Raw genomic sequence first — 16794 nt, 5'->3', positions numbered from 1 at the left:
CGGTTGCTGATAACGTGCGCGTGTCGGGAATTGCCCGGTGGCGGCTGGCGCCTTACCGGGCCTACGGATTCGCTGCTGTCTGTGGTTGGTAGCCCGGACAAGGCGCGCCAGCGCCGCCTCCGGGGAACCGCGCGCACAACGTGCAAAACAGTTTTGTCATCAGATCATGAGGATGAGCGTTTATGTTTGCTGATAAGACGTTGCCGTTGTTTGGCAGGAGGGGCAGATAAACCCATAAAGCATTCCTTCCGCATATTCCTCTTCCTCGATATCTTCATAGCTTAGCTGCGCAAGAAACATCATCGTTTGCGCGCACGTTGGGCACGTGGGATAGTCTGCATCCTGAACCCATGCGGGATGGCCGCCGAGCTGTGAGAAGGTGGTGGGTAAAAATATTTCAGCAGCGAATAGCGGCAAACGGGATTCCCCGGGGTGCAGAACATCAAGCGGTAGCGTTATCCAGTCAGAGGAATTCTCCACCGCCAGCGTCGAGAGCGCATTTTTTTCGTACCATCGCGGCTGGCCTTGCGGATCGACGGTGGCGAAAACGGTGTTATATGCCGTACAACACTGACAGGTCAGAATACGAATTTGACCGGGCCAACCCTGCGTGCTGAGGCCGACGGCGCTCGGCGAAACCTCAAACAGATTGATTAGCGGCAGGGAACAGTGTGGGCAGTTTTCACCATATTCTGCGACGGCGCGAAAAACGGCAGGCTGTTCAGGTGCCTGTTTTACCAGATGGGTACATTGCGTAAAGTAAAGATCGCGCCTGCGGCCATTTTCAGTGAGCTCCCATCCCGCCTGGTGAGCATAGCGATGAGGGAGGATATGAAGTGAAGCACTCCACGCAGGTGGTTCCTGGTGCCAGCGGTTAAAATGCTCAACGACAACCTCATCGCCAATCCAGGCCAGGGCACAAAGAATGCCGTCACGGTTTTCGTCATCGGTTTCCACCTTCTGCAAAAGCGCGTCGCGTACGTCAGGCGGCGCACGGTGAAAAGGTAGGGGTGAAGAGAGCTCCAGTTCTTCTTCATTTATTACCTGGCGCAGGAAATTATCCAGATTGGCCTGGGTAAATGCCGCCAGGCACAGCGCAATTTCCTGAGCTTCCTCCTGCCATCCGGAATCAAATAATTCTTCTGCATAATCGACCATGTCGCGGCTTTCATCATCGGAGAGCTTTTTGTAAAGCTCATCGGTCGGAATGGGGCAGGGAATCCACTCGATTAACGGATCGTGTTCCCGGGGTTCATGAACGAGTTTAAGCATTTCAACAGGGTTGGTAATGCCACTGAACGCGTCGATCGTTTTTCTGTTTTTCCGGATATATTCTTCCTGCTCTTGCCGATAGCGCGCCTGGACGCAGGGCATGCAATAGCCCTCCGTGCGGGCAGCCGTTGCTGGCAGGATGAAATGTGAGCATTGCGGGTTTTTACAAGGAATACGCTCGTCCATGCGGTAGTGCTCCACTGCAAATTCTACGAGTGTTTACTGTACTGTTTTACTAATGATAACGGCAGCGGGCGGTTATCCGAATTCTTTATCTACAATGAACTCGTTTATTTCTACGAGCCTGCTTTTATTCAACGGCCAACCGGATAGGCGATAAACAAACCGGCTATCGTCAGAATACATGCCAGTATGCATAGCAAGATACAGTTAACGCTTTTACGCGGAATATGAACAATAAAACAGAGTAATGCTATCAGGGCCATGACCACAGGGATGGTCACCATATTGATAACCAGAAGCACGATCAGACCGAAGCTCACCCCTCCGCTATGAGGGATGAATATTCTTTCTTCAAAATATATTTCTAGCGTAATGGCAAGCAGGCAGCCAATAAAACTTATACCCAGATGGGGATGCCATTTGGCGTCACTGGTTACTACTTTCCGTGTATTTGTTTGCATTGTTTTACTTTATAAATAAGTTAAATCCAGTCGCGTACCTGAATAAACTCGCTCAGCGCCGCTTCCGGGCTACCCGCTTCTGGCTGCCAGTCGTACTCCCAGCGCACCAGCGGCGGCATCGACATCAGGATAGATTCAGTGCGCCCGCCGGTTTGCAGACCAAACAGGGTGCCTCTGTCCCACACCAGATTGAACTCCACGTAGCGACCGCGGCGATAAAGTTGAAAATTACGCTCCCGCTCTCCCCAGACCATCGCTTTGCGTCGTTCGACAATCGGTAAATACGCCTCGGTGTAGCCGTTACCGACCGCCTGCATAAAAGCAAAACAGTGGTCGAAATCCGGCGTATTCAAATCGTCAAAAAACAGGCCGCCGATACCGCGCTGCTCGTTACGATGCTTGAGGAAAAAGTAGTCGTCGCACCACTTTTTATAGCGCGGATACACATCGTCGCCAAACGGCTGACACAGGTCGCGGGCGGTGCGGTGCCAGTGAACGGCATCCTCTTCAAAGCCGTAGTAGGGCGTTAAATCGAACCCGCCGCCAAACCACCACACCGGATCGGCGCCCGGTTTTTCGGCAATAAAAAAGCGCACGTTAGCATGGCTGGTGGGAATATACGGATTGTGCGGATGCACCACCAGCGATACGCCCATCGCTTCAAAGCTACGCCCGGCCAGCTCTGGCCGATGCGCGGTGGCGGACGCGGGCATTGCATCGCCGTGAACGTGAGAGAAATTAACGCCCGCCTGTTCGAAAATCCCGCCGTTGCGTAATACCCGGCTGCGTCCGCCGCCGCCCGCTTCGCGTCGCCAGCTATCTTCGACAAAGTTTGCGCCATCCGCAGCGGATAACTTTTGGCAAATATCATCCTGCAGGCGTAGCAGAAACTGTTTTACGTGATGTGCATCGGGTTTCATGATTACCGTTTCTTCGTGTGTGCTTTCTGATTATCAAACCAGTGAAAATAACTGATGATGCCGTTGGCGATCGCCGTAGCGATTTTCTGGCGAAACGCCGTCGTGCCCAGCAGGCGTTCTTCTTCCGGATTGGTAATAAACGAGGTTTCGACCAGTACCGACGGAATTGACGGTGATTTTAGCACCACGAAAGCCGCTTGTTCGGTAGTGCGGCTGTGTAATTTATGTATAGGTTTGATTTTCTTGAGAATATGCGAACCCAGCGTCAGACTGTTTTTAATCGTATCGGTTTGCACCAGATCAAACAAAACTTGTTGTAATAGATGATCCCGGTCAGTGGCTTTTTTACCCGCCACTTCGTCTGCGCGGTTTTCACGTTCGGAGAGATACTTCGCCATGGCGCTACTGGCCCCGCGGTTGGAAAGCGCAAAAACGGAAGCGCCCGCCGCTTTCGGGTTGGTAAAACCATCGGCATGAATGGACATAAACAGATCCGCGCCGTGCTTATGGGCGATTTCCACCCGATCGTACAGCGGAATAAAGGTATCCCCTGTCCGGGTTAAACGCGCATCGATTCCGTGATTTCGCAAAATAGCGCGCACGTTTTTGGCAATTGCCAGCACGACGTGTTTTTCCTGAGAACCGTTGCGGCCAATCGCGCCGGTATCGATGCCGCCGTGTCCGGGGTCGAGCATCACCAACCGTTTACTGCCGGTTTTTTTGGTTTTGGGTTTGCTGTGACCATTACTGGTTTTTAGCGTTTCTTCTTTGGCTATTGCGTGCGACATACCTGACAGCGTCAGGGCCGCCAGACCTGTTTTGAGTACCTGGCGGCGCGATGTGAGAGTTTTTAGGAGTTTAAAAGTGCTCATACGGCCTGAGTTGTGAAAATTAAGTTCAAGATGTTATATCGTATCGCGTAATCCGTTACGACGGTTGGTGATGAGAATTGTTTTACTTTTCATTTCAATACGTGACACATCGCCATTATGCCATTTTTTCCGCTACATCGCGTCAGATATTGGCTGAATCAGATGTTTGCGCCATAATCTTGGTTTTTCCACCCGAAAAGGCAACGAATACCATGGAAATACGCGTTTTTCGCCAGGAAGATTTCGAAGAGGTGATTACCCTCTGGGAGCGTTGCGACCTGCTGCGTCCATGGAACGATCCTGAAATGGATATTGAACGCAAGGTGAATCACGATGTCAGCTTGTTCCTCGTTGCGGAAGTTAGCGGCGAAGTCGTCGGTACGGTAATGGGCGGTTATGACGGGCATCGCGGCTCGGCGTATTACCTGGGCGTTCACCCGGAGTTCCGCGGGCGCGGCATTGCGAATGCGTTGCTTAACCGGCTGGAAAAAAAACTCATCGCCCGCGGGTGTCCGAAAATCCAAATTATGGTGCGCGATGATAACGACGTTGTGCTGGGCATGTATGAACGTCTGGGGTATGAGCATTCTGACGCCCTAAGTTTGGGTAAACGCCTGATTGAAGATGAAGAGTACTGAGTTTCATCCAGCCGATTATGATGTACACGGACGTTTACGCCTGCCGTTTCTGTTCTGGTGCGTACTGCTACTTCAGGCGCGCGCCTGGGTACTCTTTGTCATTGCCGGTTCATCCCGTGGACAGGGTAATACTTTGTTAAACTTTTTTTATCCCGACCATGACAATTTTTGGCTGGGGCTGTTGCCCGGCATTCCGGCGGTAGTGGCATTTTTACTCAGCGGGCGGCGTGAAGCGGTTCCTGGTGTGTGGCGCTGGCTGCGCGGACTCCTGATCCTTGCTCAACTGGTGTCGTTGTGCTGGCTGCCGGTGATGTGGCTGGGTGGCGACCCGGTCAACGGCGTCGGGCTGGCGCTGCTGCTGGCGGACATCGTCGCGCTGATCTGGCTGTTAACCAATCAACGTTTGCGTGCCTGTTTTTCCCTTGAGAAAGAATAACGGCACTTTTTGGCGAACCCGCACTCCAACCAACGTTAATTAATAAAAGAAAGGAAGTGAGATGAAATCGCTGCGTTTGACTTTACTCGCACTGCCGCTGGCGCTGACCGGCTGCTCGACGCTCTCCTCGGTCAACTGGTCTGCCGCAAATCCATGGAACTGGTTTGGTTCCTCGACAGAAGTCACTGAGCAAGGCGTGGGAGCGCTGACCGCCGCCACGCCGCTGGAAGAACCGGCTATTGCAGAGGCATTAGATGGCGATTATCGCCTGCGTAGCGGTATGAAAACCGATAACGGCAACGTGGTGCGCTTTTTCGAAGCGATGAAGGGCGACAATGTCGCGATGGTGATCAACGGCGAGCAGGGAACCGTGAGCCGTATTGATGTGCTGGACAGCGATATCCCAACCGCCGCGGGGGGCAAAATCGGTACGCCGTTTAGCGACCTTTATAGCAAAGCGTTTGGTCACTGCGAGCCGGTTTCCAGCGATAGCCATACCAGCGTTGAATGTAAAGCCGAGGGAAGTCAGCATATTAGCTATGTTTTCTCCGGCGAGTGGAGCGGACCGGAAGGCTTAATGCCTCCTGATGACATCTTAAAAAACTGGGACGTGCGCAAAATTATCTGGCGTCGTTAATTTGCGCCTGAACAAACCGCTTCGCTTAAAAACAAGGTAAAATAGCCTCCATTAATGCCACGACTGCGTGGCATTCTCATTTTCAGGAGGAATCATGTCTCAGGTTCAAAGTGGCATTTTGCCGGAACATTGCCGTGCGGCAATTTGGATTGAAGCCAATGTAAAAGGCGACCTGGACGCCCTGCGCGCGGCCAGCAGAACATTTGCCGATAAACTGGCGACCTTCGAAGTCAAATTTCCGGACGCCCATCTTGGGGCCGTTGTGGCGTTTGGCAACAATACCTGGCGTGCCCTGAGCGGCGGCGTCGGGGCGGAAGAACTGAAAGATTTTATTCCTTATGGTAAAGGGCTGGCGCCGGCCACGCAGTATGACGTGCTGATCCATATCCTTTCCCTGCGCCACGATGTGAATTTTTCTGTTGCTCAGGCGGCGATGGAAGCCTTCGGCGACTGTATCGACGTGAAAGAAGAAGTTCACGGCTTCCGTTGGGTGGAAGAACGCGATCTGAGCGGCTTTGTCGACGGGACAGAGAACCCGGCGGGCGAAGAGACGCGTCGTGAAGTGGCGGTGATCAAAGATGGCGTGGATGCCGGCGGCAGTTATGTGTTCGTGCAGCGTTGGGAACACAATCTCAAGCAACTTAACCGGATGAGTATTCACGATCAGGAGATGATGATTGGGCGTACCAAAGAAGCCAATGAAGAGATTGACGGCGATGCGCGTCCGGCAACGTCTCACCTGAGCCGCGTCGATCTCAAAGAAGATGGCAAAGGGCTGAAGATTGTGCGCCAGAGCCTGCCATACGGCACCGCCAGCGGTACTCATGGTCTCTATTTCTGCGCTTACTGCGCACGTCTGCACAATATCGAACAGCAGCTTCTGAGTATGTTCGGCGATACCGACGGTAAACGCGACGCGATGCTGCGCTTCACCAAGCCGGTGACTGGCGGCTACTATTTTGCGCCGTCGCTGGATCGCCTGTTAGCGCTATAAAGTAAAACCCTGTTGGATGGCAGCGCAAACGCTTTATTCGACCTACGATTGGTAGGCCTGATAAGCGCAGCGCCATCAGGCAGAACAGCATGAAACAGCATGAAAATGGTCATCCCCGCCTCCGCGGGGATTTTTTTACCTAATATTTACCTGAATTAGTGAGCTATTCCTCAGCACTTATTTGTTATTACTGTATTTTCAGTGTTAATGGAGTGTAAGACTCCATATTCAAAAGGAGACATTGAAAATGGGTAAACTCACGGGCAAGACAGCATTGATTACGGGCGCATCGCAGGGCATTGGCGAAGGGATCGCTCGCGTATTCGCACGCCACGGCGCGAACTTAATCTTGCTGGATATCTCCGATGAGATTGAAAAGCTGGCGGATGAGCTGGGCGGGCGCGGACATCGCTGTACTGCCGTTAAGGCTGACGTCAGAGATTTTGCTTCGGTGCAGGCGGCGGTTGCGCGCGCCAAAGAGACTGAAGGTAGAATTGATATTTTGGTGAATAACGCTGGCGTGTGCCGTCTGGGCAACTTCCTCGATATGAGTGAAGAAGATCGCGATTTCCACATTGATATTAATATTAAAGGTGTCTGGAACGTCACCAAAGCCGTCCTGCCGGAGATGGTTAAACGTAAAGATGGCCGCATTGTGATGATGTCTTCCGTCACGGGAGATATGGTGGCGGACCCGGGTGAAACGGCCTATGCGCTGTCAAAAGCCGCCATTGTCGGTTTAACCAAATCGCTGGCGGTAGAGTATGCGCAGTCCGGTATTCGCGTGAATGCCATTTGCCCCGGTTATGTAAGAACGCCGATGGCGGAAAGCATTGCCCGTCAGTCTAATCCTGACGATCCGGAATCGGTATTAACGGAAATGGCAAAAGCTATTCCGCTACGCCGCCTTGCCGATCCGCTGGAAGTAGGGGAACTGGCGGCATTTCTGGCTTCCGATGAGTCCAGCTATCTTACCGGAACGCAAAACGTCATTGATGGCGGCAGTACCCTGCCTGAAAGCGTAAGCGTAGGCGTCTGATTGATGCCGGTCTCCTCCCCGCGCCGCGTGGGGAGGGATTCTCTTATTCCCTTTTCAACTTTCAAATCATCAAACGGTATATAAAACCGTTACTCCTTTAGCGCTGGTTATAAATATGATGACCATAAGAAAGTCATTAAATTTATAAGGGTGCGCAATGGCCGTTAACTTACTGAAAAAGAGACCCCTGACGCTGGCAGCAATGCTGTTACTGGCAGGGCAGGCGCAGGCAACGGAGCTGCTGAACAGCTCATACGATGTCTCCCGCGAGCTGTTTGCCGCCCTTAACCCGCCGTTTGAGCAACAATGGGCGAAGGATAACGGCGGCGATAAGCTGACGATTAAGCAGTCTCATGCCGGGTCATCAAAACAGGCGCTGGCGATTTTGCAGGGACTGAAGGCAGACGTCGTGACCTACAATCAGGTGACCGACGTACAGATTCTCCATGATAAAGGCAAACTGATCCCTGCCGACTGGCAAAGCCGTCTGCCGAACAACAGTTCGCCATTCTATTCCACGATGGGCTTCCTGGTGCGCAAGGGGAACCCCAAAAATATTCACGACTGGAGCGATCTTGTACGTTCCGACGTGAAGCTGATTTTCCCTAACCCGAAAACCTCCGGCAACGCCCGTTACACGTATCTGGCGGCATGGGGCGCGGCGGATAACGCGGACGGCGGCGATAAAGCCAAAACCGAACAGTTTATGACCCAGTTCCTGAAAAACGTCGAAGTGTTTGATACCGGCGGCCGCGGCGCTACGGCTACCTTTGCCGAGCGTGGTCTGGGCGATGTGCTGATTAGTTTTGAATCGGAAGTGAACAACATCCGCAAACAATATGAAGCCCAGGGATTTGAAGTGGTGATCCCGAAAACGAACATTCTTGCTGAATTCCCGGTTGCCTGGGTAGATAAAAACGTGCAGGCCAACGGCACAGAAAAAGCCGCCAAAGCTTACCTGAACTGGCTGTATAGCCCGCAGGCGCAGACCATCATCACCCATTACTACTACCGCGTGAATAACCCGGAAATCATGGGCAAGCAAGCAGATAAATTCCCGCAGACCGAACTGTTCCGCGTGGAAGACAAGTTTGGCACGTGGCCTGAGGTGATGAAAACGCACTTTGCCAGCGGCGGCGAGCTGGACAAACTGTTGGCGGCGGGGCGTAAGTAATGCTTGCCGTTTCTTCCCGACGCGTGCTGCCCGGCTTTACGTTAAGCCTCGGCACCAGTTTGCTGTTTGTCTGCCTGATCCTGCTGTTGCCGTTGAGCGCGCTGGTGATGCAGCTCTCACAGATGAGCTGGTCGCAATACTGGGATGTCGTGACCAACCCTCAGGTGGTGGCTGCCTATAAAGTGACGCTACTGGCGGCATTTGTGGCATCGATTTTTAACGGCGTGTTTGGCCTGCTGATGGCGTGGATTTTAACCCGCTACCGTTTTCCAGGGCGCACGTTGTTGGATGCGCTGATGGATCTGCCGTTTGCGCTGCCGACAGCGGTGGCGGGGTTAACGCTGGCCTCGCTGTTCTCAGTGAACGGTTTCTACGGTCAGTTTCTTGCGCAGTTTGATATCAAAGTGACCTATACCTGGCTCGGTATTGCGGTGGCGATGGCCTTTACCAGCATTCCATTTGTGGTGCGCACTGTCCAGCCGGTACTGGAAGAGCTGGGGCCGGAATATGAAGAAGCGGCACAAACGCTGGGGGCCACCCGCCTGCAAAGTTTTCGCAAAGTCGTGCTGCCTGAGCTGTCGCCTGCGCTGATTGCCGGCGTGGCGCTCTCTTTTACCCGTAGCCTGGGCGAGTTTGGCGCGGTGATTTTTATCGCCGGAAATATCGCCTGGAAAACAGAAGTGACCTCGCTGATGATTTTTGTGCGTTTGCAGGAGTTTGATTACCCCGCCGCCAGCGCCATTGCCTCGGTGATCCTTGCGGCATCCTTGCTGCTGCTGTTCTCTATCAATACTTTGCAAAGTCGCTTTGGTCGACGTGTGGTAGGTCATTAATGGCGGAAGTGACTCAATTGAAGCGATACGACGTCCCCCGCATTAACTGGGGAAAATGGTTTCTGATTGGCGTCGGGATGCTGGTTTCGGCGTTTATCCTGCTGGTGCCGATGATTTACATCTTCGTGCAGGCGTTCAGCAAAGGGTTAATGCCGGTACTGCAAAATCTGGCCGATCCGGACATGCTGCACGCCATCTGGCTGACGGTGTTGATTGCCTTGATCGCAGTGCCGGTGAATCTGGTGTTCGGTATTCTGCTGGCGTGGCTGGTGACGCGCTTTAACTTCCCCGGACGTCAGCTACTGCTGACCCTGCTGGATATTCCCTTCGCCGTCTCGCCGGTGGTGGCCGGTCTGGTTTATCTGCTGTTTTATGGCTCCAACGGCCCGTTGGGCGGCTGGCTGGATGAGCATAATTTGCAAATGATGTTCTCCTGGCCGGGGATGGTACTGGTCACTATTTTTGTCACCTGTCCGTTTGTGGTGCGCGAACTGGTGCCAGTGATGCTCAGCCAGGGCAGTCAGGAAGATGAGGCGGCGATTTTACTGGGCGCATCCGGCTGGCAAATGTTTCGCCGCGTGACGTTGCCGAATATTCGCTGGGCGCTACTCTACGGCGTGGTATTAACCAACGCCCGCGCGATTGGCGAGTTTGGCGCGGTGTCGGTGGTGTCCGGCTCGATTCGCGGCGAAACGTTATCGCTACCGTTACAGATTGAATTACTGGAGCAGGACTACAACACCGTCGGCTCCTTTACCGCCGCCGCATTGTTGACGCTAATGGCGATTATTACCCTGTTTTTGAAGAGCATGTTGCAATGGCGTCTGGAGAATCAGGAAAAACGCGCGCAACAGGAGGAAAATCATGAGCATTGAGATCGCCAGAATTAAGAAATCGTTTGGTCGTACTCAGGTACTGAATGATATCTCGCTGGATATTCCTTCCGGCCAGATGGTTGCCTTGTTGGGGCCGTCAGGTTCCGGCAAAACGACGCTGCTGCGCATTATTGCTGGGCTGGAACATCAGTCCAGCGGCCATATTCGTTTCCACGGTACGGACGTTAGCCGCCTGCACGCGCGTGAGCGTAAGGTGGGTTTCGTGTTCCAGCACTATGCGCTGTTCCGCCATATGACGGTGTTTGACAACATTGCTTTCGGTTTGACGGTGCTGCCGCGTCGTGAACGACCTAATGCCACCACCATTAAAGCGAAAGTGACCAAACTGCTGGAGATGGTGCAACTGGCGCACCTGGCCGATCGCTATCCGGCGCAGCTTTCCGGCGGGCAAAAGCAGCGTGTGGCGCTGGCTCGCGCGCTTGCCGTAGAACCGCAAATTCTACTGCTGGATGAACCCTTTGGCGCGCTGGATGCCCAGGTACGTAAAGAGTTACGTCGCTGGTTGCGCCAGCTACATGAAGAACTGAAATTCACCAGCGTCTTTGTTACCCACGATCAGGAAGAAGCGACGGAAGTGGCGGATCGGGTGGTGGTGATGAGTCAGGGCAATATCGAACAGGCTGACGCGCCGGATCGGGTGTGGCGTGAACCGGCAACCCGCTTCGTACTGGAGTTTATGGGCGAGGTGAACCGCCTGACAGGCACCGTCCGCGGCGGGCAGTTTCACGTTGGCGCGCATCGCTGGCCGCTGGGTTATACGCCCGCGTACCAGGGGCCGGTCGATCTGTTCCTGCGTCCGTGGGAGGTGGATATTAGCCGCCGCACCAGCCTGGATTCTCCGCTACCAGTACAGGTCATTGAGGCCAGCCCGAAAGGTCACTATACACAGTTAGTGGTACAGCCGCTGGGGTGGTATCACGATCCGCTGACGGTGGTGATGGCGGGTGAGGATGTTCCGGTTCGCGGCGAGCGTTTGTTTGTCGGCTTACAGAACGCACGTCTCTATCATGGCGACCAGCGTATTGAGCCCCATGAGGCGCTTGCTCTTGCGGAGTCTGCCTGATAGGTTAATTTGCATAGTTATCGCCCGGTGGCGCTTCGCTTACCGGGCCTACAGCGTATATCGTGATTTTGTAGGCCGGGTAAGCACAGCGCCACCCGGCATTTTTATTGAGCTGAAAACGTGAATACATTAGAACAAACCATCGGTAATACGCCGCTGGTCAAATTACAACGTCTGGCGCCGGATAACGGCAGTGAAATCTGGGTCAAGCTGGAAGGCAATAATCCGGCAGGATCGGTGAAAGATCGCGCGGCGCTATCGATGATTGTCGAGGCGGAAAAGCGCGGGGAAATTAAACCGGGCGATGTCCTGATTGAAGCGACCAGCGGCAACACTGGCATTGCGCTGGCGATGATTGCCGCGCTGAAAGGTTATCGCATGAAGCTGTTGATGCCGGACAACATGAGCCAGGAGCGTCGGGCGGCAATGCGGGCCTATGGCGCGGAACTGATTCTGGTCACTAAAGAGCAGGGAATGGAAGGGGCGCGCGATTTGGCGCTCGCTATGTCTGAGCGAGGCGAGGGCAAACTGCTCGATCAGTTTAATAATCCTGATAACCCCTACGCCCACTACACCACCACCGGCCCGGAAATCTGGCGGCAAACGTCAGGTCGCATCACCCATTTTGTTTCCAGCATGGGCACCACCGGCACCATTACCGGCGTGTCGCGTTTTCTGCGCGAGCAGGAAAAGCCGGTCACTATCGTTGGCCTGCAGCCGGAAGAGGGCAGCAGTATTCCGGGCATTCGCCGCTGGCCTGCGGAATATATGCCGGGCATTTTTAACGCCTCGCTGGTAGATGAGGTGCTGGATATTCACCAGAATGATGCCGAAAACACCATGCGTGAACTGGCCGTTCGTGAAGGCATTTTCTGCGGCGTGAGTTCCGGCGGCGCGGTAGCGGGCGCGTTACGCGTCGCACGAGCCACGCCCGGCGCGATAGTGGTGGCGATCATCTGCGATCGCGGCGATCGTTACTTGTCTACCGGCGTGTTTGGTGAAGAGCATTTCAGCCAGGGGGCAGGGATTTAAACGAGGTGCCATCGTCGTATGGCACCCGTGTGTTATAGCGTTTTATCCGTTTCCGCAATAAGCGCATGTAAATAAGGCTGCGCGTTTTCATCGCTTTTACCGGGAATTTTAACGATATAGGGCTTTCCGGTGATGGACGACGACGACGCGACTTTATCGATAAACTGTTCGGCGGTGTCGATACGATTGCGCGTGTTGCCCAGTTTTAAGCGCAGGTGCGATACGGCTTCCTCGCAGTTATGCGCATCACCGTTACGAACGAATGTCAGATCCTTTTTCTGCGCCAGCGCATTAAGCATGGCGTTAATGCGCGCTTCTTCGTGGGCGTTTAGCTTCGCCCAGGCGGGTAGGGCCAGCAGGAGCGCAACGACGGCGCAGACAATTTTCTTCATGGTAAAATCCTTTTTCATGCGATAATTACTGCACCTCAGACCGTTAGCCGGGTAATAAGTTGCACTCCTGGTGGGGTTATTTCTGTGAGTGCGCCAGCGTGAGTTCATCCAGAAAACGCCACAGCTTTTCATTCATTTGCTGATAATCCCATGCGCGCATCTCGGCGACCGAGCGGATAAAACGCTTCCCTTGCGCGTCGGCCAGCTCCTGCTGCGAATGTTGGATTAATCCTTCAACCGCCTCGACGGTAAATTCCATATGACACTGGAAGCCGTAGACAAAATTACCGTACTGCACTATCTGACGTGGACAGCCTTCGCTTTCGGCCAGCACGGTCGCCTGATCGGTGAGTCCTGGCATATCGTTGTGCCAGTGGCCGACGGTTAACGGGGAGCCAAAGTGGGCGATAAGCGGATGCCGCAGACCGGCTTCAGTGAGCGTAATAGGGTAGTGACCAATCTCTTTTTCCGGACTTTGGCACACAGCGGCGCCCAGCGCCTCGCCAATGAGCTGCGAACCAAGACAAATGCCGATAACCATTCGCCGGGCCGTAATCGCCTGATTAATTAAGTGCTGTTCGGCGCGAGAGTCAAAGTACGGGCACTCTTCGCGGGTGGTGCGCGGCGACTGCGGACCGCCAAATACCACGAGCATATCGAACTCATCGGCATTGGGCGGTAGCGCTTCTCCGGCATAGACGCGCGACCATGAAATGGTATAACCGCGATCTTCAGCCCATTTCAGATAAGCGCCAGCGGATTCAAACGACTCATGGACAACAAAATGAACTCGCACGTTATTTTCTCCTGTTAGCGATTTAGCGCCTGATGGATATCAGCCGCCAGCGTGTTGATCTCGCTGTCATTTAATGTCGACAGCGTGATACGTAGACCGTGAGACGGCGCGCTTACGCCAAAGGCTTCTCCCTCACGTACCAGCCAGCCGGATTTTGCCAGCGTAAACGCGGTAGCCTGGCTATGGGTGTCCAGTGGGAGCCAGGCATTCACGCCGTCGCCGGGAGAAATGGCGATGCCATATTGCTGTAGGGCGCGGGCCAGTTTTTGTTGCCGGGCGGCGTAAAACAGCCGCGTTTGCGTCAGCCTGTGCTGATACTCAGGGTCGGTCAGGCAGGCGTAGACCAGATCCTGTAACAGATGGCTGACCCACTGACTACCGGCATTTAGTCGCAGCCGAAGTTTTGCCGAGGTCGCGCTGTCGCTGGCGACAATAGCAAGACGTAAATCGGGGCCGAGGGCTTTGGAAACGGAGCGTATCACCGCCCAATGTTGCGTTGTCTGCGCAATAACCGGCTGCCAGGGCGACAAAGAAAGCAGGGCGAAGTGATCGTCGATAATGACCACTACCTGAGGGTAACGCGCCAGTATATTTTGCAGCGCAGCGGCACGGCGAGCGCTCAGGCTACAGCCGGTAGGGTTGTGTGCGCGCGGCGTTAAGATCACTGCCCGCGCGCCCTGGTTTAGCGCCTGTTCCAGCTTTTCAGGCTGCATTCCTTCGCTATCCACACTGACCGGGCTGGCGCTAAAACCGGCATAGCGCAGCATATTGATACTGCTTAAAAAACAGGGATCTTCCACCGCGACGCTGTCGCCCGGCAGCAGATGCGCGCAAAGCAGTCTTTCGATAGCGTCGATAGCTCCGCTGGTGATATCAATTTCACCTGCGACGGGGGTGGCATCCCGTAGCCAGCGCGCCGCCCAGGCGTGTAGTTCAGGGGAAACGGGCGCATCGCCGTAGAGATGCGGCGTGCGGCTGAGACGGGCAAAATAACGGCTGAGGTCAGGCAGACGCTGCGGATCGGGATTGCCGCCGGAAAGGTCGTGCAGAGGCGTATGCGGATCGCCGCCTTCCAGTGCTACGGGAGACGGACTGCCTTTAATCACCGTCCCATTGCGGCCTAAACTTTGCGCCAGTCCCGCCGTTATCAGCCGTTTATACGCCGCTGCGACGGTATTGCGGTTCACCTTTAATTCGCTTGCCAGCTCCCGTACCGGCGGGAGCGAATCCTCCGCCCGTAACGTGCCGGCGATAATGTGTTGACGGATACTGTCAAAAATTTCGTTAGCGGTTTTTCCGTCGATCATTATTGACCTATGACAAAATGAATTTTAGCATATGACAATGATAATGAGGCGGTAGCCTGCTGTCCAGCGAGAGGAAAATTTTATGGGACAAGAGAGTGATATTCAGTCAGTGCTCTTCGACGACAACCATCGGGCGTTACAGACCGATATCGTCGCCGTCCAGTCACAGGTCGTGTACGGCAGCGTAGGCAACAGTATCGCTGTTCCGGCCATTAAAGCGCAGGGACTACGCGTGACGGCGGTTCCGACGGTGCTGTTCAGCAATACGCCGCACTATAAAACCTTTTATGGCGGCATTATTCCCGCCGAGTGGTTTGCAGGCTACCTTACGGCGTTGAATGAGCGCGATGCGCTACGTGAATTAAAAGCGATTACCACCGGTTACATGGGCAGCGCAGACCAAATTGTCTTGCTTTCGAAGTGGCTAATGGCGATCCGGGCTTTGCATCCGGAGGTGTGTATTCTTGTTGATCCCGTCATTGGTGATACCGACAGTGGAATGTATGTGCAGGCGGAAATTCCGCAGGCTTATCGCACACATTTGTTGCCGCAGGCGCAGGGGCTAACGCCGAACGTATTTGAGCTGGAGATGCTGAGTGGTAAACCGTGTCGCACGCTGGAAGAGGCGGTGGCGGCGGCGCAATCTCTGCTTTCCGATACGCTGAAATGGGTGGTTATCACCAGCGCGCCGGGCGAATCTTTGGAGACCATAACGGTTGCCGTCGTTACCGCGCAGGTCGTGGAGGTCTTTGCCCATCCGCGGGTGGCGACGGAGTTAAAAGGGACGGGAGATCTCTTCTGCGCCGAGCTGGTCAGCGGTATTGTGCAGGGAAAAAAACTGACGACCGCGGCAAAAGATGCGGCGCAGCGCGTGCTGGAGGTGATGACCTGGACACAGCAGTGTGGCTGTGATGAGTTAATTCTGCCGCCGGCAGGGGAGGCGCGATGAAGAGTTATCGGCTGGTGGTTCGCCAGCAGGGGCGTATCGTGGGGTATTTTGAAACGAGCGGGCTGGACGCGCTTGAAGATATCTGCGTGGCGCGAGCGATGTTTGGCATCACTGGCGGCTATCAGTGCGAGTTGCAAGTGTCCGATTCCGAACGCAGGATGCTGGAGAGTGGCCCGAATGGGATGAAGATCCTGATGCGCGAGAAGTGCTTTCGCCCGGTGACCTCGCAGTTGTAACCCGTGGATTGGCGCTGAAATGTTCGCAACCTTGTAGGCCTGATAAGCGTAGCGCCATCAGGCAGTGCGCCGCACCATCGCCGGATGGCGGCGCAAGTACAGGCAAAAAAAATGGCGCCCAAAGGCGCCATTCTTCACTGCGGCAAGAATTACTTCTTAATGCGGATAACCGGAGTTTCACCCACGGTCACGCTACCGGACAGTTTGATCAGTTCTTTGATTTCATCCATGTTGGAGATAACAACCGGAGTCAGGGTAGACTTGGCTTTTTCTTCCAGCAACGGCAGATCGAACTCGATGACCGGATCGCCAACTTTCACGCGCTGACCTTCTTCAGCAATACGCTTGAAGCCTTCGCCTTTCAGTTCAACGGTGTCGATACCGAAGTGAACGAACAGCTCAATGCCGCTATCGGATTCGATAGAGAACGCATGGTTGGTTTCAAAGATTTTGCCGATGGTACCGTCAACAGGGGCGACCATTTTGTTACCGGTTGGTTTGATAGCGATGCCATCACCAACGATTTTTTCAGCAAAAACTACATCCGGCACGTCTTCGATGTTGACGATCTCGCCAGAGAGCGGGGCAACAATCTCAATAGTTCCGGTGTCTTTCTTATCATCAGAAACCAGAGATTTTAGTTTATCGAACAAACCCATGATCT

General features: G+C 54.2%; 20 protein-coding genes. 12 read left to right on the top strand and 8 right to left on the bottom strand.

Features of this window, described 5'->3' with window-relative positions; all coding sequences use genetic code 11:
* Positions 1–180: 180 nt before the first annotated feature.
* The 4 genes from ACLJZ5_RS16495 to amiA all read right to left on the bottom strand — a co-directional run bounded on the left by ACLJZ5_RS16495 (position 181) and on the right by amiA (position 3708).
* On the bottom strand, positions 181–1458 hold the full coding sequence (locus tag ACLJZ5_RS16495) for a DUF1963 domain-containing protein (protein WP_000344434.1): 1278 nt from the start codon (positions 1456–1458) through the stop codon (positions 181–183).
* A 128-nt stretch (positions 1459–1586) separates the two neighbouring features.
* Entirely contained in the window at positions 1587–1916 is a 330-nt protein-coding gene (locus ACLJZ5_RS16490) for a hypothetical protein (protein WP_001194345.1), read from the bottom strand.
* A gap of 20 nt (positions 1917–1936) precedes the next feature.
* Entirely contained in the window at positions 1937–2836 is a 900-nt protein-coding gene (hemF, locus tag ACLJZ5_RS16485; RefSeq protein WP_024797857.1) for an oxygen-dependent coproporphyrinogen oxidase, read from the bottom strand.
* Positions 2837–2838: 2 nt separating this feature from the next.
* Positions 2839–3708: an N-acetylmuramoyl-L-alanine amidase AmiA gene (gene amiA / locus ACLJZ5_RS16480; protein ID WP_000102880.1), complete on the bottom strand. Its 870-nt coding sequence runs from the start codon at positions 3706–3708 to the stop codon at positions 2839–2841.
* A gap of 212 nt (positions 3709–3920) precedes the next feature.
* Between amiA and ACLJZ5_RS16475 the strand changes: the two genes are divergently transcribed.
* From ACLJZ5_RS16475 to cysM, 10 genes are all read left to right on the top strand, one after another.
* A complete protein-coding gene (locus ACLJZ5_RS16475) occupies positions 3921–4346 on the top strand; it encodes a GNAT family acetyltransferase (RefSeq protein WP_000406008.1) in 426 nt (141 codons plus the stop codon).
* Positions 4333–4782 carry a DUF2919 domain-containing protein gene (locus ACLJZ5_RS16470; protein ID WP_024797856.1) on the top strand — a complete coding sequence of 150 codons (450 nt, stop codon included), beginning with the start codon at positions 4333–4335 and terminating at the stop codon, positions 4780–4782. The genes ACLJZ5_RS16475 and ACLJZ5_RS16470 overlap by 14 nt, the downstream gene beginning before the upstream one ends.
* 61 nt (positions 4783–4843) lie before the next feature.
* A complete protein-coding gene (locus ACLJZ5_RS16465) occupies positions 4844–5419 on the top strand; it encodes an RpoE-regulated lipoprotein (RefSeq protein WP_000838967.1) in 576 nt (191 codons plus the stop codon).
* Between the two features lie 94 nt (positions 5420–5513).
* Positions 5514–6413 (top strand): porphyrinogen peroxidase, encoded by a 900-nt coding sequence (gene yfeX / locus ACLJZ5_RS16460; RefSeq protein ID WP_000084583.1) that lies wholly within the window; start codon positions 5514–5516, stop codon positions 6411–6413.
* Positions 6414–6660: 247 nt separating this feature from the next.
* Entirely contained in the window at positions 6661–7452 is a 792-nt protein-coding gene (gene ucpA / locus ACLJZ5_RS16455; RefSeq protein ID WP_024797855.1) for an SDR family oxidoreductase UcpA, read from the top strand.
* Between the two features lie 157 nt (positions 7453–7609).
* Positions 7610–8626, top strand: coding sequence for a thiosulfate/sulfate ABC transporter substrate-binding protein CysP (gene cysP, locus ACLJZ5_RS16450; protein ID WP_024797854.1), 1017 nt, complete (start codon positions 7610–7612; stop codon positions 8624–8626).
* Positions 8626–9459: a sulfate/thiosulfate ABC transporter permease CysT gene (cysT, locus tag ACLJZ5_RS16445; RefSeq protein ID WP_000881746.1), complete on the top strand. Its 834-nt coding sequence runs from the start codon at positions 8626–8628 to the stop codon at positions 9457–9459. Before cysP ends, cysT begins: the two co-directional genes overlap by 1 nt.
* A complete protein-coding gene (gene cysW, locus ACLJZ5_RS16440) occupies positions 9459–10334 on the top strand; it encodes a sulfate/thiosulfate ABC transporter permease CysW (RefSeq protein WP_000852705.1) in 876 nt (291 codons plus the stop codon). The genes cysT and cysW overlap by 1 nt, the downstream gene beginning before the upstream one ends.
* Complete coding sequence (gene cysA / locus ACLJZ5_RS16435; RefSeq protein WP_024797853.1) at positions 10324–11418, top strand: sulfate/thiosulfate ABC transporter ATP-binding protein CysA; 1095 nt, start codon at positions 10324–10326, stop codon at positions 11416–11418. The genes cysW and cysA overlap by 11 nt, the downstream gene beginning before the upstream one ends.
* 120 nt (positions 11419–11538) lie before the next feature.
* On the top strand, positions 11539–12450 hold the full coding sequence (gene cysM / locus ACLJZ5_RS16430) for a cysteine synthase CysM (RefSeq protein WP_001093874.1): 912 nt from the start codon (positions 11539–11541) through the stop codon (positions 12448–12450).
* 32 nt (positions 12451–12482) lie between these two features.
* Here the strand turns inward: cysM and ACLJZ5_RS16425 are convergent, their stop codons facing one another.
* The 3 genes from ACLJZ5_RS16425 to ptsJ are packed head-to-tail and all read right to left on the bottom strand — an operon-like array spanning position 12483 to position 14945.
* Positions 12483–12860 carry a YfeK family protein gene (locus ACLJZ5_RS16425; protein ID WP_000710726.1) on the bottom strand — a complete coding sequence of 126 codons (378 nt, stop codon included), beginning with the start codon at positions 12858–12860 and terminating at the stop codon, positions 12483–12485.
* 58 nt (positions 12861–12918) lie between these two features.
* The gene (locus ACLJZ5_RS16420; protein WP_001263752.1) at positions 12919–13638 is read right to left on the bottom strand and encodes a GMP synthase; all 720 of its coding nucleotides are present in this window, start codon (positions 13636–13638) and stop codon (positions 12919–12921) included.
* Positions 13639–13652: 14 nt separating this feature from the next.
* The gene (gene ptsJ / locus ACLJZ5_RS16415) at positions 13653–14945 is read right to left on the bottom strand and encodes a transcriptional regulator PtsJ (protein ID WP_024797852.1); all 1293 of its coding nucleotides are present in this window, start codon (positions 14943–14945) and stop codon (positions 13653–13655) included.
* An 82-nt stretch (positions 14946–15027) separates the two neighbouring features.
* On the opposite strand from ptsJ, the gene pdxK reads away from it, so the two are divergent.
* Both pdxK and ACLJZ5_RS16405 read left to right on the top strand, forming a co-directional pair.
* Positions 15028–15894, top strand: a complete 867-nt coding sequence (gene pdxK / locus ACLJZ5_RS16410; RefSeq protein WP_024797851.1) for a pyridoxine/pyridoxal/pyridoxamine kinase — start codon at positions 15028–15030, stop codon at positions 15892–15894.
* Positions 15891–16130, top strand: coding sequence for a hypothetical protein (locus ACLJZ5_RS16405; RefSeq protein WP_024797850.1), 240 nt, complete (start codon positions 15891–15893; stop codon positions 16128–16130). The genes pdxK and ACLJZ5_RS16405 overlap by 4 nt, the downstream gene beginning before the upstream one ends.
* A gap of 149 nt (positions 16131–16279) precedes the next feature.
* On the opposite strand, the gene crr is transcribed toward ACLJZ5_RS16405, so the two are convergent.
* The gene (crr, locus tag ACLJZ5_RS16400) at positions 16280–16789 is read right to left on the bottom strand and encodes a PTS glucose transporter subunit IIA (protein ID WP_000522253.1); all 510 of its coding nucleotides are present in this window, start codon (positions 16787–16789) and stop codon (positions 16280–16282) included.
* Positions 16790–16794 lie beyond the last annotated feature (5 nt).

The sequence above is a fragment of the Salmonella sp. 5800 genome (genome assembly GCF_046558195.1).
In the GTDB taxonomy this organism is placed as follows: Bacteria; Pseudomonadota; Gammaproteobacteria; order Enterobacterales; family Enterobacteriaceae; genus Salmonella; species Salmonella enterica.
Note: the sequence above shows the minus strand (reverse complement) of the source record. Positions and strands in the feature narration are given on the sequence as shown.

Excerpts from the sequence above, each read along its gene's own strand:
- pdxK (WP_024797851.1), top strand. The coding sequence starts at position 15,028 with ATGGGACAAGAGAGTGATATTCAGTCAGTGCTCTTCGACGACAACCAT.
- crr (WP_000522253.1), bottom strand. The coding sequence starts at position 16,789 with ATGGGTTTGTTCGATAAACTAAAATCTCTGGTTTCTGATGATAAGAAA.
- ACLJZ5_RS16405 (WP_024797850.1), top strand. The coding sequence starts at position 15,891 with ATGAAGAGTTATCGGCTGGTGGTTCGCCAGCAGGGGCGTATCGTGGGG.
- yfeX (WP_000084583.1), top strand. The coding sequence starts at position 5,514 with ATGTCTCAGGTTCAAAGTGGCATTTTGCCGGAACATTGCCGTGCGGCA.
- ptsJ (WP_024797852.1), bottom strand. The coding sequence starts at position 14,945 with ATGATCGACGGAAAAACCGCTAACGAAATTTTTGACAGTATCCGTCAA.
- ucpA (WP_024797855.1), top strand. The coding sequence starts at position 6,661 with ATGGGTAAACTCACGGGCAAGACAGCATTGATTACGGGCGCATCGCAG.
- hemF (WP_024797857.1), bottom strand. The coding sequence starts at position 2,836 with ATGAAACCCGATGCACATCACGTAAAACAGTTTCTGCTACGCCTGCAG.
- ACLJZ5_RS16495 (WP_000344434.1), bottom strand. The coding sequence starts at position 1,458 with ATGGACGAGCGTATTCCTTGTAAAAACCCGCAATGCTCACATTTCATC.
- ACLJZ5_RS16475 (WP_000406008.1), top strand. The coding sequence starts at position 3,921 with ATGGAAATACGCGTTTTTCGCCAGGAAGATTTCGAAGAGGTGATTACC.
- cysW (WP_000852705.1), top strand. The coding sequence starts at position 9,459 with ATGGCGGAAGTGACTCAATTGAAGCGATACGACGTCCCCCGCATTAAC.
- ACLJZ5_RS16470 (WP_024797856.1), top strand. The coding sequence starts at position 4,333 with ATGAAGAGTACTGAGTTTCATCCAGCCGATTATGATGTACACGGACGT.
- cysA (WP_024797853.1), top strand. The coding sequence starts at position 10,324 with ATGAGCATTGAGATCGCCAGAATTAAGAAATCGTTTGGTCGTACTCAG.
- amiA (WP_000102880.1), bottom strand. The coding sequence starts at position 3,708 with ATGAGCACTTTTAAACTCCTAAAAACTCTCACATCGCGCCGCCAGGTA.
- cysT (WP_000881746.1), top strand. The coding sequence starts at position 8,626 with ATGCTTGCCGTTTCTTCCCGACGCGTGCTGCCCGGCTTTACGTTAAGC.
- ACLJZ5_RS16465 (WP_000838967.1), top strand. The coding sequence starts at position 4,844 with ATGAAATCGCTGCGTTTGACTTTACTCGCACTGCCGCTGGCGCTGACC.
- ACLJZ5_RS16490 (WP_001194345.1), bottom strand. The coding sequence starts at position 1,916 with ATGCAAACAAATACACGGAAAGTAGTAACCAGTGACGCCAAATGGCAT.
- cysP (WP_024797854.1), top strand. The coding sequence starts at position 7,610 with ATGGCCGTTAACTTACTGAAAAAGAGACCCCTGACGCTGGCAGCAATG.
- ACLJZ5_RS16425 (WP_000710726.1), bottom strand. The coding sequence starts at position 12,860 with ATGAAAAAGGATTTTACCATGAAGAAAATTGTCTGCGCCGTCGTTGCG.